The organism is Pseudomonas guariconensis, from assembly GCF_015680235.1.
GTDB lineage: Bacteria > Pseudomonadota > Gammaproteobacteria > Pseudomonadales > Pseudomonadaceae > Aquipseudomonas > Aquipseudomonas guariconensis_A.
This window is the reverse complement of the sequence record NZ_JADLJL010000022.1, coordinates 1-24,985: the sequence shown is the minus strand read 5'-3', so window position 1 is coordinate 24,985 and position 24,985 is coordinate 1. Positions and strand designations below refer to the sequence as shown.

The window sequence follows — 24,985 nt, the reverse complement described above, 5'->3', positions numbered from 1 at the left end:
CTTGGGCGGGCGTTATCGCGGGGCAAGCCCGCTCCCACAGGGGGGGGGTAGCGTGGGAAGGGCAAAAAAAAGGGGCGACCCGAAGGTCGCCCCTTTTTACCGATCAAACAGAACTTAGTTCTGCTTGGCCATCGCTTCGCGCAGCAGCGCGGCCATGGTTGTGTCGGCAGCAGCTTCCGGAGCGTTTTTCAGGCTCTGGATAGCTTCGCGCTCTTCAGCGTCGTCCTTCGACTTGATGGACAGGCTGATGACGCGGGACTTGCGGTCAACGCTGATGATCTTGGCTTCGATCTCGTCGCCTTCCTTCAGGACGTTACGCGCGTCTTCAACGCGGTCACGGCTGATTTCGGAAGCCTTCAGAGTAGCTTCGATGTCGTCGGCCAGGGTGACGATGGCGCCTTTGGCGTCAACTTCCTTGACGGTACCCTTGACGATAGCGCCCTTGTCGTTCAGAGCAACGAAGTTGGAGAACGGATCGTCTTCCAGTTGCTTGATACCCAGGGAGATACGCTCGCGCTCTGGGTCGACCGACAGGATGACGGTTTCCAGCTCGTCGCCCTTCTTGAAGCGACGTACGGCTTCTTCGCCGGACTCGTTCCAGGAGATGTCGGACAGGTGAACCAGACCGTCGATGCCGCCGTCCAGGCCAATGAAGATACCGAAGTCGGTGATCGACTTGATGGTACCGGTGATCTTGTCACCTTTGTTGAACTGGCTGGAGAAGTCTTCCCATGGGTTGGACTTGCACTGCTTGATGCCCAGGGAGATACGACGACGCTCTTCGTCGATGTCCAGAACCATGACTTCCACTTCGTCGCCAACCTGAACGACTTTCGACGGGTGGATGTTCTTGTTGGTCCAGTCCATTTCGGAAACGTGTACCAGACCTTCAACGCCTTCTTCCAGCTCAGCGAAGCAGCCGTAGTCGGTCAGGTTGGTCACGCGAGCCTGTACGCGGGTACCTTCTGGGTAGCGGGCAGTGATAGCTACCCACGGATCTTCGCCCATTTGCTTCAGACCCAGCGAAACGCGGTTGCGCTCACGGTCGAACTTCAGGACGCGAACGTCGACTTCGTCACCAACGTTGACGATTTCCGACGGGTGCTTGATGCGCTTCCAAGCCATGTCGGTGATGTGCAGCAGGCCGTCGATACCGCCCAGGTCCACGAAGGCGCCGTAGTCGGTGAGGTTCTTGACGATACCCTTGACCTGTTGGCCTTCCTGCAGGGTTTCCAGCAGGGCTTCGCGCTCGGCGCTGTTCTCGGCTTCCAGCACGCTGCGACGGGAAACGACAACGTTGTTGCGCTTCTGGTCCAGCTTGATGACCTTGAACTCCAGCTCTTTGCCTTCCAGGTGGGTGGTGTCGCGCACAGGGCGGACATCGACCAGGGAGCCCGGCAGGAACGCACGGATGCCGTTAACGTCGACAGTGAAGCCGCCCTTAACCTTACCGTTGATAACGCCCTTGACCACTTCTTCGGCGGCGAAAGCTGCTTCCAGAACAATCCAGCACTCGGCGCGCTTGGCTTTTTCACGGGACAGCTTGGTTTCGCCAAAGCCGTCTTCGACCGCGTCCAGCGCAACGTGAACTTCGTCACCGACCTTGATGGTCAGCTCGCCAGCTTCGTTGATGAACTGCTCGAGCGGGATGACGCCCTCGGACTTCAGGCCAGCGTGAACGGTAACCCAGTCGCCGTCGATGTCGACAACGATACCGGTGATGATCGCGCCCGGCTGAAGATTGAGGGTTTTCAGGCTTTCTTCAAAGAGTTCTGCAAAGCTTTCGCTCATTTTAATTCCTGTAGATTCGGGCGAAACAGACGCCCATAGCCACATTCCAGACAATGTGGGTTTCGTTCATATAAAGGAAAGCCGGCAGGACGTTGACTGGTGACCCTGCCTGCTTCCCTGGTTATCAGAGCAAATCGCGCTGGGCGAGCTCGCTCCTGATACGTTGCAACACCTGCTCGATGGACAACTCGGTGGAGTCCAACTGGATGGCATCGGCCGCTGGTTTCAACGGGGCCACCGCACGCTGGGTGTCGCGCTCATCGCGCGCACGGATCTCATCCAGCAGACTCGCCAGACTAACATCATCGCCTTTGCCCTTCAACTGCAAATAACGACGTCGTGCGCGCTCCTCCGCACTGGCGGTGAGGAACACTTTCAAGGGCGCGTCCGGGAACACCACGGTGCCCATGTCGCGGCCATCGGCGATCAACCCGGGGGCTTCGCGGAAGGCGCGCTGGCGCTGCAGCAGCGCTTCGCGCACCGCCGGCAGGGAGGCGACCATGGAGGCGCCGGCGCCGACTGTTTCGGTGCGAATCACGTTGCTGACATCCTCACCCTCGAGAATGATCTGCTGAAGCTTACCCGGTTGTGCGGCGATGAACTGCACATCCAGATGGGCGGCCAGGGCCTTGAGCAGCTCTTCGTTGGTCAGGTCGACGCCGTGGTTGGTGGCGTTGAAAGCCAGCAGGCGGTACAGGGCGCCGGAGTCCAGCAGCCTCCAGCCCAGCTCGCGGGCGAGGATGCCGGCAACGGTGCCCTTGCCCGAGCCGCTTGGCCCATCGATGGTGATGACCGGCGCTTGGGAATTCACGGCTTGCCCTCTTCTGCGACGCGGATACCGACTTCGGCGCACAGCGCCAGGAAGTTGGGGAACGAGGTGGCGACGTTGGCGCAGTCATGGATGCGGATCGGCGCGCTGGCACGCAGCGAGGCGACGCTGAAGGCCATGGCGATGCGGTGGTCGCCGTGGCCATGGACTTCGCCGCCGCCGATCTGGCCGCCGTCGATGATGATGCCGTCCGGGGTCGGCTGGCACTTCACGCCCAGGGTCAGCAGGCCGTCGGCCATGACCTGGATGCGGTCCGACTCCTTGACCCGCAGCTCCTCGGCGCCACGCAGCACGGTGCGCCCTTCGGCGCAGGCCGCGGCGACGAACAGCACTGGGAACTCGTCGATGGCCAGCGGTACGAGGGCTTCGGGAATGTCGATACCCTTGAGCTTGGCACCGCGCACGCGCAGGTCGGCCACCGGTTCGCCGCCGACTTCACGCTGGTTTTCCAGGGTGATGTCGCCGCCCATCAGGCGCAGGATGTCGATCACGCCGGTACGGGTCGGGTTGATGCCCACGTGCTCGAGCACCAGCTCCGAGCCTTCGGCGATGGAGGCCGCGACCAGGAAGAAGGCAGCCGAGGAGATGTCGGCCGGCACTTCGATGCGGGTGGCGCTGAGCTTGCCGCCGGCCTTGAGCGAGGCCACCGGGCCATTGGTCTGCACGTCATAGCCGAAACCACGCAGCATGCGCTCGGTGTGGTCGCGGGTCGGGGCCGGCTCGGTGACGGTGGTGGTGCCTTCGGCGTACAGGCCGGCCAGCAGCAGGCAGGATTTCACCTGGGCACTGGCCATCGGCAGGGTGTAGTCCAGGGCCTTGAGCTTGTGGCCACCACGGATGGTCAGCGGCGGGCGACCTTCAGGGCCGGTCTCGACCACCGCACCCATTTCACGCAGCGGGTTGGCCACGCGGTTCATCGGGCGCTTGGACAGCGACGCGTCGCCGGTCATGGTCACGTCGAACGGCTGGCCGGCCAGCAGGCCCGACAGCAGGCGCATGGAGGTGCCGGAGTTGCCGAGGTAGATCGGCCCCGGTGGCGGCTTGAGGCCGTGCAAGCCGACGCCATGGATGGTCACGCGGCCGTGGTGCGGGCCCTCGATGACCACCCCCATGTCGCGGAAGGCCTGCAGGGTCGCCAGTGCATCCTCGCCTTCGAGGAAACCTTCGACCTCGGTGGTGCCTTCGGCCAGCGAGCCAAGCATGATCGAGCGGTGGGAAATCGACTTGTCACCCGGAACGCGGATCCGTCCGGACAGGCGGCCACCAGGTTGGGCCAGGAAAATCAGATCGTTGGCGTTCATAGCGTCCACATAGGCCCGGCGGGCCAGGATTTTACTGAAATGCTCGCGGGCAACCCGAGCGCGGGTGAACACACCCAGCAGCTGGTGCCCGTCCCCTGCATCGACCGCGTCGCGCAAGGCGTCGAGGTCGCTGCGAAATGTATCCAGGGTGCGCAGGACAGCCTCGCGGTTGGCGAGGAAGATGTCGTGCCACATGATCGGGTCGCTGCCGGCGATTCTCGTGAAATCGCGGAAGCCTCCCGCAGCGTACCGGAAGATCTCCAGGTTTTCATTGCGCTTGGCCAGGGAATCGACCAAACCGAATGCCAGCAGGTGCGGCAGGTGGCTGGTGGCGGCCAGGACTTCGTCGTGGCGTTCCACCGGCATGTGTTCCACATCGGCGTCCAGCGCACGCCATAGGCGGTCGACCAGGGCCAGGGCGGCGGGGTCGGTTTCCGGCAGCGGCGTGAGGATGACTTTGTGGCGGCGGAACAGGGTGGCGTTGGAGGCCTCTACCCCGCTCTGCTCGGAGCCGGCGATCGGGTGGCCTGGGACGAAGCGCGGCAGGCGTTCGGCGAAGGCTTCGCGGGCGGCGCGCACGACGTTGCCCTTGGCGCTGCCGACGTCGGTGATGATGGCGTCGGCCAGGTCCAGGCGTGCCAGGTGGGCGAGGACCTTTTCCATGGCCAGGATGGGCACGGCCAGTTGGATGACGTCGGCACCGACGCAGGCGGCGGCCAGGTCCGCTTCGCAGCGGTCGACCACGCCCAGGGACACGGCCAGCTTGCGCGACTGGGCGTCCAGGTCGACGCCGACCACTTCGCGGCACAGGCCGCTTTCGCGCAGGCCCTTGGCGAAGGAGCCGCCGATCAGGCCCAGGCCCACGACCACCAGGCGGCCGATGATAGGGCCGGATTTGCTTGCTGTTACATCAACCACTAGCGCGAATCCTGTTCAGAACGGCGGATGTTAGGGGCTGCTTTGCAGCCCATCGCGGGACAAGCCCGCTCCTACAGGGGACCGTACGCGCCCTGCGGGAGTGGGGCTGCTTTGCAGCCCATCGCGGGACAAGCCCGCTCCTACAGGGGACGTGTACGCGCCCTGCGGGAGTGGGGCTGCGTTGCAGCCCATCGCCGGCAAGCCGGCTCCCACAAGGGCTGCACAAATCTGAAGACTTGCACTGTACCTGTGAGAGCTGGCTTGCCAGCGATGGGGCGCGAAGCGGCCCCGGCGATCTCGATCAAAGCACCGCCTTCGGATACGACCCCAGCACCTTGAGCGCCACAGCCTCCTGGCTGATCTGCTCCAGCACCGCCTTGATCAACGGATCACGGTGGTGACCAACGAAATCGATGAAGAACACGTACGTCCACTTACCGCTACGCGACGGGCGGGTCTCGATGCGGGTCAGGTCGATGCCGTTCTCGTGGAACGGCACCAACAGTTCATGCAGCGCACCCGGCTTGTTGCTCATCGACACGATGATCGAGGTCTTGTCGTCGCCGGTCGGCGGCACTTCCTGGTTGCCGATCATCAGGAAACGCGTGGAGTTGTCCGGGCGGTCCTCGATCTTCTCGGCCAGGCGGGTCAGGCCGTACAGGTTCGCCGCCATGTCGCCGGCAATGGCCGCCGAATTCCACTCGCCCTTGACCCGCTTGGCCGCCTCGGCGTTGCTGGAAACCGCCACGCGCTCGACATTCGGGTAATGGGCGTCCAGCCATTTGCGGCACTGGGCCAGCGACTGGGCGTGGGAATAGATACGGGTGATGCTGTTGGTCTTGGTGTTCTCGCCCACCAGCAGGTGGTGGTGGATACGCAGCTCGACTTCGCCGCAAATCACCATGTCATGCTCGAGGAAGCTGTCCAGGGTATGGCTGACCGCACCCTCGGTGGAGTTTTCCACCGGCACCACACCGAAGTTGACGGCACCAGCCGCCACTTCGCGGAACACTTCGTCGATGGCCGCCATCGGACGGCTGACCACGGCGTGGCCGAAGTGCTTCATGGCCGCAGCCTGGGTGAAGGTGCCTTCGGGGCCGAGGTAGGCGACCTTGAGCGGTTCTTCCAAGGCCAGGCAGGACGACATGATCTCGCGGAACAACCGCGCCATCTCTTCGTTGTCCAGCGGGCCCTTGTTGCGCTCCATGACGCGCTTGAGCACCGCAGCCTCACGCTCAGGGCGGTAGAACACCGGCTTCTCGCCTTCGGCCAGGGAGGCCGTCTTGACTTTGGCCACTTCCTGGGCGCAACGGGCGCGCTCGCTGATCAGCTCGAGAATCTTCTCGTCGAGGCTGTCGATGCGTACCCGCAGTGCCTTGAGCTCCTGTTCGGACATCAAGCGTGCTCCTTCTCGAATTCAGCCATGTAGGCCACCAGGGCGTCGACCGCCTCCAGGCCCAGGGCGTTGTAGATGGAGGCGCGCATACCGCCGACCGAGCGATGGCCCTTGAGGTTGAGCAGGCCACGGGCGTCGGCGCCGGCCAGGAAGGCTTTGTCCAGGCGCTCGTCGGCCAGGCGGAACGGCACATTCATCCACGAACGGGCGTTGTGGCTGATCGGGTTGGTGTAGAACTCGCTGGCATCGATGAAGCCGTACAGGCGGTCTTTCTTGGCACGGTTGCGCTGCTCCATGGCCTCGACGCCGCCCTGCTCCTTGAGCCATTCGAACACCAGGCCCGAGAGGTACCAGGAATAGGTGGCCGGGGTGTTGTACATCGAGCCGTTGTCGGCGGCGACTTTGTAGTCGAGCATGGTCGGGCAGCTGCTGCGGGCGTGGCCAAGCAGGTCTTCACGCACGATCACCACCACCAGGCCGCTGGGGCCGATGTTCTTCTGCGCACCGGCATAGATCAGGCCGTACTGGGACACATCGATCGGGCGCGAGAGGATGTCGGACGACATGTCCACCACCAGCGGCACGTCACCGGTTTCCGGCACCCAGTCGAACTGCAGGCCACCGATGGTCTCGTTGGACGCATAGTGGACGTAGGCAGCGTTGTGGGTCAGGTTCCACTCGTTCTGGCCCGGGATGGCCAGGTAGTCGTAGGGCTTGGCGCTGGCGGCGACGTTGACGTGGCCGAAGCGACGCGCTTCCTCGATGGCCTTCTTCGACCAGATACCGGTCTCGATGTAGTCGGCAGTGCCGCTTTCGGGCAGCAGGTTCAGCGGGATCTCGGCGAACTGCTGGCTCGCGCCGCCCTGGAGGAACAGCACCTTGTAGTTGGAGGGGATGGACAGCAGGTCGCGCAGGTCCTGCTCGGCCTTCTCGGCGATGGCCACGTAGTCGTCGCTGCGATGGCTCATTTCCATCACCGACAAGCCCTTGCCACGCCAGTCCAGCATTTCGGCCTGGGCACGCTGCAGGACAGCGTCTGGAAGCGCGGCAGGGCCTGCGCAGAAGTTAAAGGCTCGTTTGCTCACATCCACTCTCGCTCTGCCAAATGGTACAAATTCTTAATTCGGTACCAACCAGTTAAAACTGTGTCGCCTACCATGGGCCTGCTTTGCAGGCCATCGCCGGCAAGCCAGCTCCCACAGGGAAGCTCGCGCTGAACCTGTAGGAGCCCGGCTTGCCGGCGATGGGCCGCGCAGCGGCCCCAATGGCCTGGCCTAATCAGTCAAACGGGGCAACCTTGGTCGCCCCGCTCGGGTTTTACGCTTGCTTACTCCTGCTGGGCCTCTTCGGCGCCAGCAGCTTCATCATTGTCTGGCGCTTCGGCCTCGACGCCCTCCTCGTCCCCGTCGAGCAGCTCGTCGAGTTCTTCCTCCGACGGCTCCTGGATACGCTCCAGGCCCACCAGTGTCTCGTCGGTGGCCAGCTTGATCAGCGTCACACCTTGGGTGTTACGGCCCAGGCTGGACACCTCGCCGACGCGGGTGCGCACCAAGGTGCCTTGGTCGGAGATCAGCATGATCTCCTCGCCTTCCTGCACCTGGATGGCGCCGATCAGCAGGCCGTTGCGCCCCTTGGTACCCATGGCGATGACGCCCTGGCCACCACGACCGCGACGCGGGAACTTGGACAGCGGGGTCCGCTTGCCGAAGCCACGCTCGGAGGCGGTGAGGATCTGCGCGCCGGACTCTGGGATCAGCATGGAGATCACCTGCTGGCCCTTGCCCAGTTTCATGCCGCGTACGCCACGGGCGGTACGGCCCATTTCACGCACCACGCTCTCGGCGAAGCGGATCACCTTGCCGGCGTCGGAGAACATCATGACTTCCTTGGCGCCGTCGGTGATGGCCGCGGCGATCAGGGTGTCACCTTCCTTGAGCTTCAGGGCGATCAGGCCGCTGGTACGCGGACGAGCGAACTGGGCCAGCGGGGTCTTCTTGACGGTACCGAAAGCAGTAGCCATGAAGATATAAGCGCCGGTCGGCTCGGCTACCCACTCAGGGGTGTCGCCGTCTTCCTCGTCGACTTCCTCGGCCTCGATCACTTCCCCTTCGAGCACGGTGTCGTCGGCGTCCTCCAGCTCTTCGTCGCTGTCGGCGTTCTGCTGCAGGGCCTCAAGGTCGATCTGCAGCATGGCGGTGATGCGCTCACCCTCTTCCAGCGGCAGCAGGTTGACCAGCGGGCGACCGCGGGCGGCGCGGGACGCTTCGGGAATTTCGTAGGTCTTGAGCCAGTACACCTTGCCCTTGCTGGAGAACAGCAGCAGGGTGGCGTGGCTGTTGGCGACCAGCAGGTGCTCGATGTAGTCCTCATCCTTCACGCCGGTGGCCGACTTGCCCTTGCCACCGCGGCGCTGGGCCTGGTAGGCGGACAACGGCTGGGTCTTGGCATAGCCGCCGTGGGAAATGGTCACCACGCGCTCTTCTTCGGGGATCATGTCGCCGTAGCTGAGGTCGTGGGTGGCGTTGAGGATCTCGGTGCGACGGGCATCGCCGTATTCGGCGCGGATCGCCTCGAGTTCTTCGCGGATCACTTCCATCAGGCGCTCGGCGCTGCTGAGGATGCGGATCAGTTCGCCGATCTGCTCGAGGATCTCCTGGTACTCGGCCAGCAGCTTCTCGTGCTCCAGGCCGGTCAGGCGGTGCAGGCGCAGATCCAGGATGGCCTGGGCCTGTTCCGGCGACAGGTAGTACTTGCCGTCACGCAGGCCGTACTGCTCCGGAAGGTCTTCCGGGCGGCACGAGTCGGCGCCGGCGCGCTCGACCATGACCTGCACGGCGCTGGATTCCCAGGCGGTGCTGACCAGCGCTTCCTTGGCCTCGGACGGGGTCGGCGAGGCCTTGATCAGGGCGATGACCGGGTCGATGTTGGACAGCGCGACCGCCTGGCCTTCGAGGATATGGCCACGCTCGCGGGCCTTGCGCAGCTCGAACACGGTACGGCGGGTCACCACTTCGCGGCGGTGACGGACGAACGCTTCGAGCAGGTCCTTGAGGTTGAGCAGGCGTGGGCGGCCGTCGATCAGGGCGACCATGTTGATGCCGAACACGCTCTGCAGCTGGGTCTGCGCGTAGAGGTTGTTGAGCACCACCTCCGGCACCTCGCCGCGACGCAGCTCGATGACGATGCGCATGCCGTCCTTGTCGGACTCGTCGCGCAGCTCGGTGATGCCTTCGATCTTCTTCTCTTTGACCAGCTCGGCGATCTTCTCGATCAGCCGCGCCTTGTTCAGCTGGTACGGCAGCTCGGTGACGACGATCTGCTGGCGACCGCCGGCTTTGTCCTTGTCGATGTCCTCGATTTCGGAACGGGCGCGCATATAGATGCGGCCACGGCCGGTACGGTAGGCCTCGATGATGCCCTGGCGGCCGTTGATCAGGCCTGCGGTAGGGAAGTCGGGGCCAGGGATGAACTGCATCAGCTCGTCGATCGACACCTCAGGGTTGTCGATCAGCGCCAGGCAACCGTCGATGACCTCGCCCAGGTTGTGCGGCGGGATGTTGGTCGCCATGCCCACGGCAATACCGCTGGAACCGTTGACCAGCAGGTTGGGGATCTTGGTCGGCATGACCGCCGGGATCTGCTCGGTGCCGTCATAGTTGGGCACCCAGTCGACGGTTTCCTTGTGCAGGTCGGCCAGCAGCTCGTGGGCCAGCTTGGCCATGCGCACTTCGGTGTATCGCATGGCCGCGGCGTTGTCGCCGTCCACCGAACCGAAGTTGCCCTGGCCGTCGACCAGCAGGTAGCGCAGCGAGAACGGCTGCGCCATGCGCACGATGGTGTCATAGACCGCCGTGTCGCCGTGGGGGTGGTACTTACCGATGACGTCACCGACCACACGGGCGGATTTCTTGTACGGCTTGTTCCAGTCGTTGCCCAGTTCGCTCATCGCGTAGAGAACGCGGCGATGCACGGGCTTCAAGCCGTCACGCGCATCGGGCAGTGCACGCCCGACAATCACGCTCATCGCGTAGTCGAGGTAAGACTGTCTCAGTTCGTCTTCGATATTGACCGGGAGGATTTCTTTGGCCAGTTCGCCCATGAGAAGCCTGATTCCTTTTTCTGGTGAAACTTCGTCGTTTCCCTCGTAGGACGAACGAAGCTCGTCGCCGCAACGCACAGTGGTGCGACGACTTACGACAAATCAATGAGTTGAGCCATGGATCTGCGCAATGAAGGCCGCTTCAACGAGCGGGCCTGGAAACTGTCGGATGGTATCACAAAGGCGGGATGCGTGGGAGATATGGCAGGGGTCGGATTGAATGCTGTGTCGCCTGGGAGATCGCGCGGCGCGCGATCTCAAAACCGACAAATCGCCCCCGCCCTACACTCAATGCAACCGCTTGCGACAGATCAACTGGGCGATCTTGGCCGTATCGGGCCGTTCGACCACGCCGCGTTCGGTCACGATCACATCGACCAGGTCAGCCGGAGTCACATCGAATACCGGGTTGCACACTTCGACTTCGGCCGCGACCCGGTTGCCGCCCACATCCAGCAATTCATCGGCTTCGCGCTCTTCCAGCGGGATATCCTCACCGGTGGCCAGGTTCAGGTCGATGGTGGTGCTCGGCGCCACCACCATGAAGCGCACGCCATGGTGCATGGCAGCCACGGCCAGCTGGTAGGTGCCGATCTTGCCGGCCACGTCGCCGTTGGCGGCGATGCAGTCGGCACCGACCACCACCCAGGTAATGCCCTTGGTCTTCATCAGGTGGGCCATGGCCGAGTCGGCGCACAGGGTCGCCGGGATGCCTTCATGGGCCAGCTCCCAGGCGGTCAGGCGCGAGCCGTGCAGCCACGGGCGGGTCTCGCCGGCGTACACCCGCTCGACCATGCCTTCCAGGTAGGCCGCCCGGATCACGCCCAGCGCGGTGCCGAAACCGCCGCTGGCCAGGGCACCGGCGTTGCCGTAGGTGAGCAGGGTCTGGGCGTTGCCCTGGTGCCGGCGAATCAGCTCGATGCCATGCTGAGCCATGGTCAGGTTCGCTTCGCGGTCGCTTTCGTGGATGGCCATCGCCTCGGCCTCCATCACCGCCAGTACGTCCTCGTCGGCACGCAGCCGCTGCAGGCGTTCGCGCATGCGGTTGAGCGACCAGAACAGGTTGGCCGCGGTGGGGCGGGCCTCGGCCAGGGCGAGGAAGTCTTCTTCCAGCACATGCTCCCAATCCTCGCCCTCGGCCAGGCGCTGGCGCACGGCAAGCACCAGGCCATAGGCGGCGCTGATGCCGATGGCCGAGGCCCCGCGCACCGCCATCTGGCGGATCGCCTCGACCACCGCGTCCACGTCGGTGCAGGCCAGCCAGTGCTCACGCGCAGGCAGCAGGCGCTGGTCGAGCAGACGCAAGGTGCCATCCCGCCACTGGATGCCGGTCACCTTCTCCGCCGCCAAAAGTCGCTCGCGCATCGCCTCTCCCCGTCGTTCGCTGATCAAAAGCGGCCGATTATAGCGAGCCTCTGTCACGGGCGCTCGGGTATACTGCGCGTTCTATTTAACAGAACCAGGTGCCCCACGCATGCCCACAGCCCCCTCCCCCCTCGACCTGCTGCTCGTGCCGAGCTGGCTGGTCCCCGTGGAGCCGGCCGGGGTGGTGCTCAAGGAACACGCGCTGGGCATCCGCGACGGCCTGATCGCCTGGCTTGGCCCACGCGACCGGGCGCCCGCAGCGCGGGAGGTGCGCGAGCTGCCCGATTGCCTGCTGTGTCCGGGGCTGATCAACGCCCACGGCCATGCGGCCATGACTTTGCTGCGCGGCTTGGCCGACGACCTGCCGCTGATGACCTGGCTCAAGGAGCACATCTGGCCAGCCGAAGGGCGCTGGGTCGACGAAGCCTTCGTGCGCGACGGCACAGACCTGGCCATCGCCGAGATGCTCAAGGGCGGCGTCACCTGCTTCGCCGACATGTATTTCTTCCCCCGGGAGGTCTGCGACCGAGTGCACCGCAGCGGTATCCGCGCGCAAATCGCCGTGCCGTTGCTGGACGTTCCCATCCCCGGCGCCCGCACTCCCGACGAAGGCCTGCACCTGGCCATCGAGCTGTTCGACGACCTGCGCCACCACCCGCGCATCAGCGTCGCCCTCGGGCCGCACGCGCCTTATACCGTCAGCGACGAGAACCTGGAAAAGATCCGCGTCATCGCCGACCAGCTGGATGCACCGCTGCACATGCACATCCACGAGACCGCCGGCGAAGTCGAGCAGGCCGTGGCCGACAGCGGCGAGCGCCCGCTGGCGCGCCTGGCCCGCCTGGGGTTGCTGGGCCCACGCCTGCAGGCGGTGCACATGACCCAGGTCAGCGACGAAGACCTGGCCCTGCTGGTAGAAAGCGACACCAGCGTGGTGCATTGCCCGGAATCGAACCTCAAGCTGGCCAGCGGCTTCTGCCCGGTGGAACGCCTGTGGCAGGCCGGCGTCAATGTGGCAGTGGGCACCGATGGCGCGGCCAGCAACAACGACCTGGACCTGCTCGGCGAAACCCGAACCGCGGCCCTGCTGGCCAAGGCGGTGGCCGGTTCCGCCACGGCCCTGGACGCCCACCGGGCGCTGCGCATGGCCACCCTCAATGGCGCCCGCGCTTTAGGCCTTGAGGCCGTCACCGGCTCGCTGGAGCCGGGCAAGGCTGCGGACCTGGTGGCCTTCGACCTGTCGGGGTTGGCCCAGCAGCCGGTGCACGACCCGGTCTCGCAACTGATCTACGCCACCGGCCGCGACTGCGCGCGGCACGTCTGGGTCGCCGGCCAGCCACTGCTCGACGACCGCTGCCTGACCCAGATGGACGAACCGGCCCTGACGGCCACCGCCCGCGCCTGGGGCGCGCGCATCGCAGGCAACGAATGACCGGCTGCCAGCCTAGGCTGGCGCCAGTAGCACTTTTATCGAAGATTCAGAGGACTGTTCCATGAGCAACGTCGACCACGCCGAAATCGCCAAGTTCGAAGCCCTGGCCCACCGCTGGTGGGACCGCGAGAGCGAGTTCAAGCCGCTGCACGACATCAACCCGCTGCGGGTCAACTGGATCGACGAGCGCGTAGGCCTGGCCGGCAAGAAGGTGCTGGACGTGGGCTGCGGTGGCGGCATCCTCAGCGAGGCCATGGCCCTGCGCGGTGCCAGCGTCACCGGCATCGACATGGGCGAGGCGCCGTTGGCGGTCGCGCAGTTGCACCAGCTGGAGTCGGGCGTGGAAGTGGAGTACCGGCGCATCACCGCCGAGGACATGGCCGAGGAAATGGCCGGCCAGTTCGACGTGGTCACCTGCCTCGAGATGCTCGAGCATGTGCCGGACCCGTCCTCGGTGATCCGCGCCTGCCATCGCCTGGTCAAGCCCGGCGGCCAGGTATTCTTCTCCACCATCAACCGCAACCCCAAGGCCTACCTGCTGGCCATCGTCGGCGCCGAATACATCCTCAAGATGCTGCCGCGCGGGACCCATGACTTCAAGAAGTTCATCCGCCCGTCCGAGCTGGGGGCCTGGAGCCGCGTCGCAGGCCTTGAGGTGAAGGACATCATCGGCCTGACCTACAACCCGCTGACCAAGCACTACAAGCTCAGCAGCGACGTGGACGTCAACTACATGATCCAGACCCTGCGCGAGGAATGAGCATGCGTTTGCGAGCCGTACTCTTCGATATGGATGGCACCCTGCTGGACACCGCGCCAGACTTCATCGCCATCTGCCAGGCCATGCTGGCCGACCGCGGCCTGCCGGCCATCGACGACCAGCGCATCCGCGACGTGATTTCCGGCGGCGCCCGCGCCATGGTCGCGGCCACCTTCGCCATGGACCCGGACGCCGAAGGCTTCGAAGCCCTGCGCCTGGAGTTCCTGGAGCGCTACCAGCGCGACTGCGCGGTGCACAGCAAGCTGTTCGACGGCATGGCCGAACTGCTCGAGGACATCGAGAAAGGCAACCTGCTGTGGGGCGTGGTCACCAACAAGCCGGTGCGCTTCGCCGAGCCGATCATGCAGCGCCTGGGCCTGGCCGAGCGCTCGGCCCTGCTGATCTGCCCGGACCACGTGAAAAACAGCAAGCCCGACCCCGAACCGCTGATCCTGGCCTGCAAGACCCTGGACCTGGACCCGGCCAGCGTTTTGTTCGTGGGCGACGACCTGCGCGACATCGAGTCCGGCCGCGACGCCGGCACCCGCACGGCGGCGGTGCGCTATGGCTATATTCATCCACAGGACAACCCCAACAACTGGGGCGCCGATGTGGTGGTGGACCACCCGCTGGACCTGCGCAAGGTGATCGACAGCGCCCTGTGCGGCTGCTGACCTGACCGACCGACACCGCTCCCCAAAGGGCTCGCGTCGCTTCATAGATACAGGGAATACACAATGTTCGACTACACCGCCCGCCCAGACCTGCTCAAAGGCCGGATCATCCTGGTCACCGGCGCCGGCCGTGGCATCGGCGCCGCCGCCGCCAAGGCCTATGCCGCCCTGGGCGCCACGGTGCTGCTGCTGGGCAAGACCGAGGCCAACCTCAACGAGGTGTACGACCAGATCGAGGCCGCCGGCCACCCGCAACCGGTGGTGATCCCGTTCAACCTGGAAACCGCCCTGCCCCACCAGTACGACGAGCTGGCGGTGATGATCGAGGAGCAGTTCGGGCGCCTCGACGGGCTGCTCAACAACGCCTCGATCATTGGCCCGCGTACACCGCTGGAGCAGCTCTCGGGCGACAATTTCATGCGTGTGATGCACATCAACGTCAACGCCACCTTCATGCTCACCAGCACCCTGCTGCCGCTGCTCAAGCTGTCCGAGGACGCCTCGGTGGTGTTCACCTCCAGCAGCGTCGGGCGCAAGGGCCGCGCGTACTGGGGTGCCTATGGGGTTTCGAAGTTCGCCACCGAGGGCCTGATGCAGACCCTGGCCGACGAACTGGAAGGCGTGGCGCCGGTGCGCGCCAACAGCATCAACCCGGGCGCAACCCGCACGGCCATGCGCGCCCAGGCCTACCCGAGCGAGAACCCGCAGAACAACCCGCTGCCTGAAGAGATCATGCCGGTGTACCTGTACCTGATGGGGCCGGACAGCACCGGGGTGAATGGGCAGGCGTTCAACGCTCAATAAGGGCTCTGCCTGGGCTGATGCAATCGCCGGCAAGCCGGCTCCCACCCCGATCGTGCCACTCAGGAACCCGTGGGAGCCGGCTTGCCGGCGATTGGGCCGTCAGCCTGCCGCCAATGCGGGCCTCATCCGCCCTTGCTGGCGATTTTCCAGCTGCATGCACCGCTCGAGGAAGAGGAACATGCAGTCATAGCTTTTGCAGATGGTCCTGCGCAGCTCGTTCCTCAGCCCCAAGGTCGGGTTCTCCCCGGCCAGCGTGCAAATGATCTCCAGCGCCTCCCAGGGGTGCGCATCATCGTACTGGGCATGCAATTTCAGCCACTTCATCGCCCGCTTGCGAATCGCGTCTGGGAAGCCTTGGGCATAGGTGTCGGTCGAGCACACCAAAGCCGCCCACTCACCCGTCGCGCCTTCGATGGCGTAGTTGGTGGCGGCCATCGACAGCGCCAGCGACTCGGTGGCGCACACCCGCCAGCACCAGTCGTTGAGGCCATTGAGCTCCGGCGGCACCTCCTGGGCCTGCAGGTCGGCCAGGCTCACGCCATGGGCCTGGCACCAGTGCAGCCAGTAGTCGGCATGGTTGAGTTCGACGCGGATGTTGCGCATCAGCCAGCGCCGCGCCATGTCCTCGCCGGGGTGGCGGGCATAGCGGGTCTTGGTGATGTTGTGGGCCATGTACAGGGAGAACTGCTCGACCACCGGCCAGCCACCGATCAGGTACTGGCGAATGGTCTGCTGCTTGAGCTCGCCATCGCGCAGGCGCTGGTAGAACTCATGTTCCACCACCCGCCGCTTGCTTTCGCGGCAGTCTTCGAGCAGTTGCTGGGCCCAGGCGGGGTAGCTTGCAGGGTCCATCAGAGGACCGATCCGAACGAATGTATCAATCACTTTTCAAGCTCCTTGAATCACGTGATCATCCGGACGGCTCCTTTTTAACGAAAGGTCCCAGGCGCCCGGTGCAACAGGGGCCTTGCGGCTATTCGTTGGCGCTGCAGGCTGTCGCAGGTGAACACCTGCGGCCGCTCGATGAGGTAACCCTGGGCATAATCCACGCCGATCTCCTGCAACGCCTGTTCGATCAACGGCGTCTCGACGAACTCGGCGATGGTCCGCTTGCCCATGACATGGCCGATGTGATTGATCACCTCGACCATGGCGCGGTTGATGGGGTCATCGAGCATGTCTTTGACGAAACTTCCGTCGATCTTCAAGAAGTCTACAGGCAGATGTTTCAAGTACGCGAACGACGACATCCCGGCACAGAAGTCGTCCAGGGAGAACTTGCAACCCAGGCCCTTCAATTCGTTGATGAAGCGAATGGCACTGCCCAGGTTGGCGATTGCGCTGGTCTCGGTTATTTCGAAACACACCAGCCGCGGCGGTATGCGGAACTCCTCGAACAAGCGCTGCAGGTACTCCAGGAACTTGTCGTCGCCGATGCTCGAGCCCGACAGGTTGATGGCGCACATCGCCAGAGGCCCATCACGGCCTTCGTCCAGCGCCTGGCGAATAATTTGGAACACGTTGCGCACCACCCAGCGGTCCAGGGCGGTCATCATGCCGTAGCGCTCGGCGGCGGGGATGAAGCTGCTGGGCAGGATGGTACGGCCGCTTTCGTCATGCAGGCGCAGCAGGATCTCCAGGTGCCCCGGCCCTTCGATGGCGGTCAGCGGGGCGATCTCCTGGGCATACAGGCAGAAGCGGTTTTCCTCCAGGGCCACGTGCAGGCGCTGGATCCAGGCCATCTCGCCGAAGCGCAGGGACAGTTCGCTGTCGTCGGGGTGGTACACCTGCACCCGGTTGCGCCCCTTCTCCTTGGCCATGTAGCAGGCCATGTCGGCAGCACGCAGGGAGGCCTCCAGGGTGCCGGCCGGCTGGGCGAGGTGCACCAGGCCGACGCTCACGGTGGTGACGAAGGGCCGGCCCTTCCACACGAAATGCAGGGTCTGCACAGCCTGGCGCAGTTGCTCGGCGATGCGCTCGGCCTGCTCCGGCGGGCAGTTTTCCAGCAACACGCCGAATTCGTCGCCGCCCAGGCGCGCCAGGGTGTCGCCTTCGCGCAGGCCCGCCTGCAGCACCGCGCAGATATGCCGCAACAGCTCATCGCCGGCGGCATGGCCGCTGGTGTCGTTGACCAGCTTGAACTGGTCCAGGTCCAGGAACATCAATGAATGCCGCCCGGCCTGGCGGGTCAGGCCATTGAGCGCCTGTTCCAGGCGGTATTCGAACTCGCGGCGGTTGGCAAGGCCGGTCAAGGCATCGTGGGTCGCCTGCCAGGACAGGTTGGCGATGTACTGGCGCTCCTGGGTCATGTCGTGCAGCGCCAGCACCAGGCCAGTGACCTTGTTGTCGCTGTAGATCGGCGACCCCACCAGGTTGATCGACACCGTGCTGCCATCCAGGCGTTGGATCAGCCGGCCATGCTCGGAACCGCCCTTGAGGCTGCCGCTGAGCACCTGCTCGACCAGGGTGCGGTTGTCGTGCTCGGCATGTTCGTCCACCAGGCTGAACAACGCTGCCAGGGGCATCCCCTGGGCCTGGCCGGCCGGCCAGTGGGTGAGCAGTTCGGCGGCGGGGTTCATGTAGACGATGATGCCGTCGACATCGGTGGTGATCACCGCGTCGCCGATCGACTGCAAGGTGATCTGCGCGCGCTCGCGCTCGGCCTGTAGAGCGTGGGCGAATGCCTGGCGCTGGGCCAGCAGTTTGCTCGAACGGCGCCAGGCGATGCTGATCAAGAACAGGGCCGTGGCCAGGTTGGTGATCAGCAGCACGCGCAGCAGCATGCGTGAACCTTCTCCGAGGGCATTGCTGAAAGCCCTGGCGGCCGGCGTCACGCCTTCATTGATGGCAACGATGCGGGCCCGCCAGGCATTCACTTCGGCCGGGGTGACTTGGCCCTGGGTGAAACCTGCGCGCATTTCGTTGGCCACCACGTCCAGTTGGCGCAGGTAGTCATCGCCGATGTCCCAGTACGCGATGGCCGTTTCCATGTAGCTGATGTGGCGGAAGTTGCGATAGAACCAGATGATCCGGGCAACGTCGTCGGGGTGGTTTCCGCCTTGCAGGATGCCTTTGCGCGCGGCCTCCTCGTCCGGGTTGGACTGGTCCAGCGCCAGGCGCAACTCGCGGTCGCCCTTGGGCACCTCGGTCGCCTGCAGGTAGCGCTGATAGGTGCGCTCGTCGCGGGTGTCGGCGTACAGGCTGAGGTAGTAGATGGCGTCTTTCTGGGCCTTGGACCACAGGCTTTCGCCCGCCACATAGGCGCGCACGGCAGACATGGCATAAAGGCTCATGCTGCCCAGCAGCACCTGGAAAATCACAACGGCGACGAAGGGCCAGGTGATGCCCAGCAACTTCGGCGTTTCGAAAGTCCGATTTCCCTTCATGTAATCCTTGTCACCGAGGCAGAAAGGCGTATGTCGACCCAGACAAGCACAGCGTAGGCCATTTGCCAGGGGTTCGACGGGTATTTTAGAGCCTGGTAGGGGCCGCTGCGCGGCCAATCGCGGGACAAGCTCGCACCCACAGGAGGTGTTCAGGTCTGCTGCAAATGCCCATACAACTTGGCATACAGCCCACCCTCGGCGATCAGCTGCTGGTGGTCGCCATCCTCGGCCACATGTCCACCGTCGAACACCAGCACCCGGTCGGCCTGTTTAACCGCAGACAACCGGTGGGCGATGATCAGCGTGGTACGCCCACTCAGGAAGCGCGCCATGGCCTGATGCAGGTTGTACTCGGTGGCGGCGTCCAGGGCCGAGGTGGCTTCGTCGAGGATCACCACCTTGGGCTCGGCCAGGATCATCCGGGCGATCGCCAGGCGCTGGCGCTGGCCGCCCGACAGACGCACGCCGGAGCGCCCCACCACACTGTCCAGGCCCTGAGGCAAGGCGGCGATGGTGGCGTCCAACTGGGCGATACGCAGGGCCTGCCAGCAGGCCTCGTCGCTGCAGTCGCGGCCCAGAGTCAGGTTGGCGCGCACGCTGTCGTTGAACAGCGAAGGGTGCTGCAGCACCACCGCGACATTCTCGCGCAGGGTCTCGTAGCCGATCTCCTGAAGGCTCGCGCCGCCGAAACGAATGGTCCCGGCCTGGGCGCTGTACAGGCCCAGCAGCAGTTGCACCAGGGTGCTCTTGCCTCCGCCACTGGCACCGACGATCGCCACCTTCTCGCCGGCGGCGATGGACAGGTTCAGGTGCTCCAGCACCGGCTCCTCGGCATAGGCGAAACGCAGGTCGCGCACCTCGATGCCGACCGTATCACGCCCACCGAAGGGGTCCACGGCCGCCGGGTACTGGGGCTCGTCGGCCCGCGCCAGCAATTCATTGAGCCGGCTCAGGGCGCCGCCGGCAGCATAGTAGGCGTACTGCAGGTTGAGCAGCTGTTCCACCGGCCCGATCATGAACCACAGGTAGCTGAACACCGCCAGCATCTGGCCGATGGACAGGTCGGAGAACAGCACCGTGAGCATGGCCGCAGCACGGAAGATATCGATGCCGAACTGGAACAGCAGCCCGCTGGCACGGCCGCTGGCGTCGCTCTTCCACTGCGAGGCCACGGCATAGTCGCGCACCTCGCGGGCCCGCAGGCCGAGGCGGCCGAGGAAGTACCCCTGGCGGTTGCCGGCGCGCACTTCCTGGATGGCATCCAGGGTTTCGGCCAGCGCCTGGGTGAAACGCGCGGTGCTGTCGTTCTCCAGCTTCTTCAGATGCTTGACCCGCTTGCCCAGTTGCACGGTGAAGTAGATCACCAGCGGGTTGAACAGCAAGATCAGCATGGCCAACTGCCAGTGCATCCAGATGAGGATGGCCGCCGTGCCGGTGAGGGTGAGCACGGCCACCAGGAAGCGGCTCAGGGTCTCGCCGACGAACTTGTCCAGCGTGTCCAGGTCGGTGACCAGGTGCGTGGTCACGGTTCCGCTGCCCAGGCTTTCGTATTCCTTGAGGGAGATGCGCTTGAGTCGCTCGATCAGGCGGATGCGCAAACGGTACACGATGTCCTTGGCCAGGCCCGCGAACAGCTTGGCCTGGACCACGTTGAAGGCCAGCGCGGCGAGGCGCAGGCAGAGGGTCGCGAAGAGCATCAGGCCGATGTAGCCGGCCGCCACCTGCCAGCTGCCGGGCAAGAAGTGGTTCATCCACTTGAGCGCGGCGTCGCCATGGCCCAGCAGCACTTCGTCCACCAGCAACGGCAGCAGCAAAGGGATCGGCACGCTGCACAAGGCGGCGAGCACCGCCACCAGGTTAGCGGTCCACAGGGCTTTCTTGTGGTGCAGGGCCAGGCGACGGATTTCGGCCCAGCTCAATCGATCGGCCACAGCGGGGGCCTTCCCCGGCACAGGGTCGGACGACCCTGGCAGGTCAAGCACAAGCGGCCTGCTGCAGCCAGCGGCCGAGCAGAGGCTGCAGGCGCTCGAGCGGCTGGTAGCCGTTGGTCAGCAGGGCCAGCTGGCCATTGCGTTCGGCCAGCAGGGTCGGGAAGCCGGCGATGCCGAGGTCTTGCACCCAGCTGAAGTCGGCTGCGGTGGCGGCGCGAATGTCGGCGCTGGAGAACGCCTCGGCGAACCGCGCACGGTCGAAACCGGCCTGCTCGGCCAGCTCCACCAATTGCGGGGCGCGGGTGACGTCCACACCCTGCTCGTAGAACGCCCGCTGGATCGCCCCCAGCAGCGGCAAGGCCCGCTCGGCGTCGAGCTCGCGGGCGGCCACCAGGGCGCGGCAGGCTGGCTCGGTGTCGTAGACGAAGCCATCGGGCATGGCGCCTTCGAAGCGGAAGGACTGGCCGGTGGCCTCGGCGACCGCCTGCCAGTGCTCGAGGATGTAGCGACGGGTCGAGGCGTCCAGGGCACTGCTGCCCGAACGCAGCCCGCCGGGCACCAGGCGCGTCGGCACGCCGGCCTCACGGGCCTGGGCGATCAGCGCCTCGGCCACCGGGGCGAAGCCCCAGCACCAGGAGCACATCGGGTCCATCACATACAGCAGGCGTGCGGACATGCAGTCAAGCCTCGGCTTTGTAGTTGTAACCGATCGGGTGAGGCAGGTTGCGCGCCTTGGCCAGCTCGATCTGCTTCTGCCGGTCGATGGCGCTGCGCCGGGTCTTCTCGCTCAGGCTGTCCCAGCAATGCGGGCAACTGATGCCTGGCGAATAGTGCTCGGACGCACGGTCCTCCACGCTGATCGGGTGGCGGCAGGCATGGCACTGGTCGTACTCGCCCTCGGTCAGGTCATGGCGCACCGTGACGCGGTTGTCGAAGACGAAGCAGTCGCCGTCCCAGAGGCTTTCTTCCTGAGGCACTTCCTCGAAGTATTTCAGGATGCCGCCCTTAAGATGATAGACCTCCTCGAAGCCTTCACCGAGCATGTAGCTGGAGGCTTTTTCACAGCGGATACCGCCGGTGCAGAACATCGCAACCTTCTTGTGCCTGCTGGGGTCGAAGTTGGCCTTGATGTACTCGGGGAACTGGCGGAAGGTCTCGGTCTTGGGGTCGATGGCGCCCTTGAAGGTGCCGATGGCCACTTCATAGTCGTTGCGGGTGTCGATCAGCAGCACCTCGGGGTCGCTGATCAGGGCGTTCCAGTCCTTGGGCTCGACGTAGGTGCCGACCTTGTGGTTCGGGTCCACGCCCGGCACGCCCAGGGTGACGATCTCTTTCTTGAGCTTGACCTTGGTGCGGTAGAACGGCTGCTCGTCGCAGTAGGATTCCTTGTGGTCGATGTCCACCAGGCGCGAGTCGCTGCGCAGCCAGGCGAGCAGGCCGTCGATGCCTTCACGGGTGCCCGAGACGGTGCCGTTGATGCCTTCGAGGGCCAGCAGCAAGGTGCCTTTGACGCCGTTGTCGACCATGGTCTTGAGCAGCGGCTCGCGCAGCTCGACGTAGTCTTCCAGGGTGACGAACTTGTACAGCGCCGCCACGACGATAGCTTGGGTCATGAATCGATTCTCCAGGTGGTCGCCCTCGTAAGGGGCGGACCGGGTTCTACAAAAGCATGGGGGCTACTGCACAGCCCATCGCCGGCAAGCCGGCCCCCGCAGGTTCGGCGCAGCCATCAAGCGCTGCACTGGACCTGTGGGAGCCGGCTTGCCGGCGATGGGCCGCGCAGCGGCCCCCAGGGAATGACGCGGATTGTATCAGAACGACCGAAAGGATTCAGTGCCCGCCGCCCGCGCACACCGGCGAGGCCGGCGCGACACCCACCGCCGCCCATTCCTCAGGCGTGTAGGTGTGGATGGCCAGGGCATGGATCTGCCCCATCAGCTCACCCATGGTGGCGTAGACCTTCTGGTGGCGCTTGACGCTGTTCAACCCGGCGAACTGCTCGCTGACCAGCACCGCCTTGTAGTGGGTCTCCTGGCCACGGCTGTGCATGTGGCTTTCGTTGTGCACTTCAAGGTGCTGCGTGGCCAGCGGCGCCAGCTGCTGTTCGATGCGTTGCTGCATGCTCATCGGGCGTTACTCACTTCTTCGCGGGTGCGGCCTTGCCGGCGTTCGGGTCCAGTTCCTTGGTCATGTCGTCGAGCAGCTTGTTGACCACCGGTACCGCCGGCTCGAGCTTGGCCTGGGTCATCTGGGCCGACTGCTGGGTGACCTTGGGCATCTCACGCATGACCTTGCGGCCCAGGGGCGATTCGTAGAACTTGACCAGGTCCTTGAGCTCGGCCTCGGTGAAGGTGTCGGTGTACAGCTTGACCATGTCCGGCTTGATCTTGTTCCAGCCGATGGCGTTGTCCAGGGCGGCGTTGGCCTTGGCCTGGTAGCTCTCCAGCACGGCTTGCTTGGAGGCAGGTGCCTTGGTCTGGGCGAAGCGCTGGGCGAACATTTGCTGGACCTGCATGTAGACCGGGGTGCCCAGCTTGTCGGCGTTGGCCAGGGTCAGGAATTTTTCCGCGGCGGCGTTGTGGCTGGCGGTGGCGGCCAGGACCTGGCCGCTGGCGAAGGCCAGGGTAACGGCGGCGGCGGCGCAAAGGGCACGGAGACGGGTCATTGCATTTCCTTCAAGAGAGGGAGGGGTTACCTCAGAGAAGAGCATTCTGCGCCGCAGCGGGCACAGTGCTCAAGTGGCGCGACGAGCGACGGAACCGCTCTGTCGATTCAGGGCCTAAACTGCGGTTTCGGACTGACAAAGGAGTGAACGCAGTATGAGCCGTATCGAGACAGACAGCCTGGGCCCGGTCGAAGTTCCAGAGGACGCCTACTGGGGCGCGCAGACCCAGCGTTCGCTGATCAACTTCGCCATCGGCAAGGAGCGCATGCCCCTGGCCGTGCTGCACGCCCTGGCCCTGGTCAAGAAGGCCGCCGCGCGCGTCAACGACCGCAACGGCGACCTGCCGGCGGACATCGCCCGGCTCATCGAGCAGGCTGCCGACGAAGTGCTCGCAGGTGAACATGACGACCAGTTCCCGCTCGTCGTCTGGCAAACCGGCAGCGGCACCCAGAGCAACATGAACGTCAACGAGGTGATCGCCGGCCGCGCCAACGAGCTGGCCGGCAAGGGCCGTGGCGGCAAGGCGCCGGTGCACCCGAACGACCATGTCAACCGCTCCCAGAGCTCCAACGACTGCTTCCCTACCGCCATGCACATCGCCGCCGCCCAGGCGGTGCATCATAAGCTGCTGCCGGCGATCGCCGAGCTGTCGGCGGGGCTGGCAGAGCTCTCGGCGCGTCACCAGCACCTGGTCAAGACCGGCCGCACCCACATGATGGACGCTACGCCCATCACCTTCGGCCAGGAGCTGTCGGCATTCGTCGCCCAGCTCGACTACGCCCAACGGGCGATCCGCGCCAGCCTGCCGGCGGTGTGCGAGCTGGCCCAGGGCGGCACCGCGGTAGGCACGGGCCTGAATGCCCCGCACGGGTTCGCCGAGGCCATCGCTGCAGAGCTGGCGGCGCTGTCGGGCCTGCCCTTCGTCACCGCGCCGAACAAGTTCGCCGCCCTCGCCGGCCATGAGCCCTTGACCACCCTGGCCGGCGCCCTCAAGACCCTCGCCGTGGCGCTGATGAAGATCGCCAACGACCTGCGCCTGCTCGGCTCCGGCCCGCGGGCAGGCTTGGCCGAGGTGCGCCTGCCGGCCAACGAGCCGGGCAGCTCGATCATGCCGGGCAAGGTCAACCCGACCCAGTGCGAGGCGCTGTCGATGTTGGCCTGCCAGGTGCTGGGCAACGATGCCGCCATCGGCTTTGCCGCGAGCCAGGGGCATTTGCAGCTGAACGTGTTCAAGCCGGTGATCATTCATAACCTGCTGCAGTCGATCGAGCTGCTGGCCGACGGTTGCCGCAACTTCCAGCAGCATTGCGTGGCGGGTATCGAGCCGGACGCCGAGCAGATGGCCGCGCACCTGGAGCGTGGGCTGATGCTGGTGACGGCGCTGAACCCGCACATTGGTTACGACAAGGCCGCGGAGATCGCCAAGAAGGCCTATGGCGAAGGCAAGACACTGCGTGAGGCGGCGCTGGAACTGAAGTACCTGACCAACGAGCAGTTCGACCAGTGGGTGAGGCCGGAGAACATGCTGGCCCCAGGCGCCAAAGGTTAGATGATGTATTGACGGTACCGGCCCTATCGCCGGCAAGCCGGCTCCCACCCCGAGCGTGCCAACCCGGATCCAGTGGGAGCCGGCT

General features: G+C 65.0%; 19 protein-coding genes. 5 read left to right on the top strand and 14 right to left on the bottom strand.

Features of this window, described 5'->3' with window-relative positions; all coding sequences use genetic code 11:
* Positions 1-114 precede the first annotated feature (114 nt).
* The 7 genes from rpsA to mtnA form a co-directional block, all read right to left on the bottom strand.
* Positions 115-1,791: a 30S ribosomal protein S1 gene (rpsA, locus tag IRZ56_RS15610; protein ID WP_084854918.1), complete on the bottom strand. Its 1,677-nt coding sequence runs from the start codon at positions 1,789-1,791 to the stop codon at positions 115-117.
* A 124-nt stretch (positions 1,792-1,915) separates the two neighbouring features.
* Positions 1,916-2,602, bottom strand: a complete 687-nt coding sequence (cmk, locus tag IRZ56_RS15605) for a (d)CMP kinase (RefSeq protein ID WP_196145751.1) — start codon at positions 2,600-2,602, stop codon at positions 1,916-1,918.
* A complete protein-coding gene (locus tag IRZ56_RS15600; RefSeq protein WP_328311697.1) occupies positions 2,599-4,806 on the bottom strand; it encodes a bifunctional prephenate dehydrogenase/3-phosphoshikimate 1-carboxyvinyltransferase in 2,208 nt (735 codons plus the stop codon). The genes cmk and IRZ56_RS15600 overlap by 4 nt, the downstream gene beginning before the upstream one ends.
* A 334-nt stretch (positions 4,807-5,140) precedes the next feature.
* Positions 5,141-6,235: a prephenate dehydratase gene (gene pheA / locus IRZ56_RS15595; RefSeq protein ID WP_084854915.1), complete on the bottom strand. Its 1,095-nt coding sequence runs from the start codon at positions 6,233-6,235 to the stop codon at positions 5,141-5,143.
* Entirely contained in the window at positions 6,235-7,320 is a 1,086-nt protein-coding gene (gene serC, locus IRZ56_RS15590; RefSeq protein WP_196145749.1) for a 3-phosphoserine/phosphohydroxythreonine transaminase, read from the bottom strand. Before serC ends, pheA begins: the two co-directional genes overlap by 1 nt.
* Before the next feature lie 242 nt (positions 7,321-7,562).
* The gene (gyrA, locus tag IRZ56_RS15585; protein WP_196145748.1) at positions 7,563-10,334 is read right to left on the bottom strand and encodes a DNA gyrase subunit A; all 2,772 of its coding nucleotides are present in this window, start codon (positions 10,332-10,334) and stop codon (positions 7,563-7,565) included.
* Positions 10,335-10,622: 288 nt separating this feature from the next.
* A complete protein-coding gene (gene mtnA, locus IRZ56_RS15580) occupies positions 10,623-11,699 on the bottom strand; it encodes an S-methyl-5-thioribose-1-phosphate isomerase (RefSeq protein ID WP_196145747.1) in 1,077 nt (358 codons plus the stop codon).
* A gap of 109 nt (positions 11,700-11,808) precedes the next feature.
* Here mtnA and IRZ56_RS15575 point away from each other — a divergent pair, with 109 nt between their 5' ends.
* The 4 genes from IRZ56_RS15575 to IRZ56_RS15560 all read left to right on the top strand — a co-directional run bounded on the left by IRZ56_RS15575 (position 11,809) and on the right by IRZ56_RS15560 (position 15,369).
* Positions 11,809-13,131 (top strand): TRZ/ATZ family hydrolase, encoded by a 1,323-nt coding sequence (locus IRZ56_RS15575; RefSeq protein WP_196145746.1) that lies wholly within the window; start codon positions 11,809-11,811, stop codon positions 13,129-13,131.
* Positions 13,132-13,192: 61 nt separating this feature from the next.
* Positions 13,193-13,891, top strand: coding sequence for a bifunctional 2-polyprenyl-6-hydroxyphenol methylase/3-demethylubiquinol 3-O-methyltransferase UbiG (gene ubiG / locus IRZ56_RS15570; protein ID WP_196145745.1), 699 nt, complete (start codon positions 13,193-13,195; stop codon positions 13,889-13,891).
* 2 nt (positions 13,892-13,893) lie between these two features.
* A complete protein-coding gene (mupP, locus tag IRZ56_RS15565; RefSeq protein WP_196145744.1) occupies positions 13,894-14,565 on the top strand; it encodes an N-acetylmuramic acid 6-phosphate phosphatase MupP in 672 nt (223 codons plus the stop codon).
* Positions 14,566-14,628: 63 nt separating this feature from the next.
* Positions 14,629-15,369 carry a YciK family oxidoreductase gene (locus IRZ56_RS15560; RefSeq protein WP_196145743.1) on the top strand — a complete coding sequence of 247 codons (741 nt, stop codon included), beginning with the start codon at positions 14,629-14,631 and terminating at the stop codon, positions 15,367-15,369.
* Between the two features lie 99 nt (positions 15,370-15,468).
* Here the strand turns inward: IRZ56_RS15560 and IRZ56_RS15555 are convergent, their stop codons facing one another.
* The 7 genes from IRZ56_RS15555 to IRZ56_RS15525 form a co-directional block, all read right to left on the bottom strand.
* Positions 15,469-16,254, bottom strand: a complete 786-nt coding sequence (locus tag IRZ56_RS15555; protein ID WP_196145742.1) for a TenA family transcriptional regulator — start codon at positions 16,252-16,254, stop codon at positions 15,469-15,471.
* 44 nt (positions 16,255-16,298) lie between these two features.
* Entirely contained in the window at positions 16,299-18,755 is a 2,457-nt protein-coding gene (locus IRZ56_RS15550; protein ID WP_196145741.1) for an EAL domain-containing protein, read from the bottom strand.
* A gap of 149 nt (positions 18,756-18,904) precedes the next feature.
* Positions 18,905-20,737: an ABC transporter ATP-binding protein gene (locus tag IRZ56_RS15545; RefSeq protein ID WP_196145740.1), complete on the bottom strand. Its 1,833-nt coding sequence runs from the start codon at positions 20,735-20,737 to the stop codon at positions 18,905-18,907.
* Entirely contained in the window at positions 20,730-21,362 is a 633-nt protein-coding gene (locus tag IRZ56_RS15540; RefSeq protein ID WP_196145739.1) for a DsbA family protein, read from the bottom strand. The genes IRZ56_RS15545 and IRZ56_RS15540 overlap by 8 nt, the downstream gene beginning before the upstream one ends.
* A gap of 4 nt (positions 21,363-21,366) precedes the next feature.
* Positions 21,367-22,299 (bottom strand): rhodanese-related sulfurtransferase, encoded by a 933-nt coding sequence (locus IRZ56_RS15535; RefSeq protein ID WP_196145738.1) that lies wholly within the window; start codon positions 22,297-22,299, stop codon positions 21,367-21,369.
* Positions 22,300-22,516: 217 nt separating this feature from the next.
* The gene (locus tag IRZ56_RS15530) at positions 22,517-22,813 is read right to left on the bottom strand and encodes a BolA family protein (RefSeq protein ID WP_196145737.1); all 297 of its coding nucleotides are present in this window, start codon (positions 22,811-22,813) and stop codon (positions 22,517-22,519) included.
* A gap of 10 nt (positions 22,814-22,823) precedes the next feature.
* Entirely contained in the window at positions 22,824-23,351 is a 528-nt protein-coding gene (locus IRZ56_RS15525; protein ID WP_196145736.1) for a DUF2059 domain-containing protein, read from the bottom strand.
* A gap of 154 nt (positions 23,352-23,505) precedes the next feature.
* On the opposite strand from IRZ56_RS15525, the gene IRZ56_RS15520 reads away from it, so the two are divergent.
* Positions 23,506-24,900, top strand: coding sequence for a class II fumarate hydratase (locus tag IRZ56_RS15520; protein WP_196145735.1), 1,395 nt, complete (start codon positions 23,506-23,508; stop codon positions 24,898-24,900).
* Positions 24,901-24,985 lie beyond the last annotated feature (85 nt).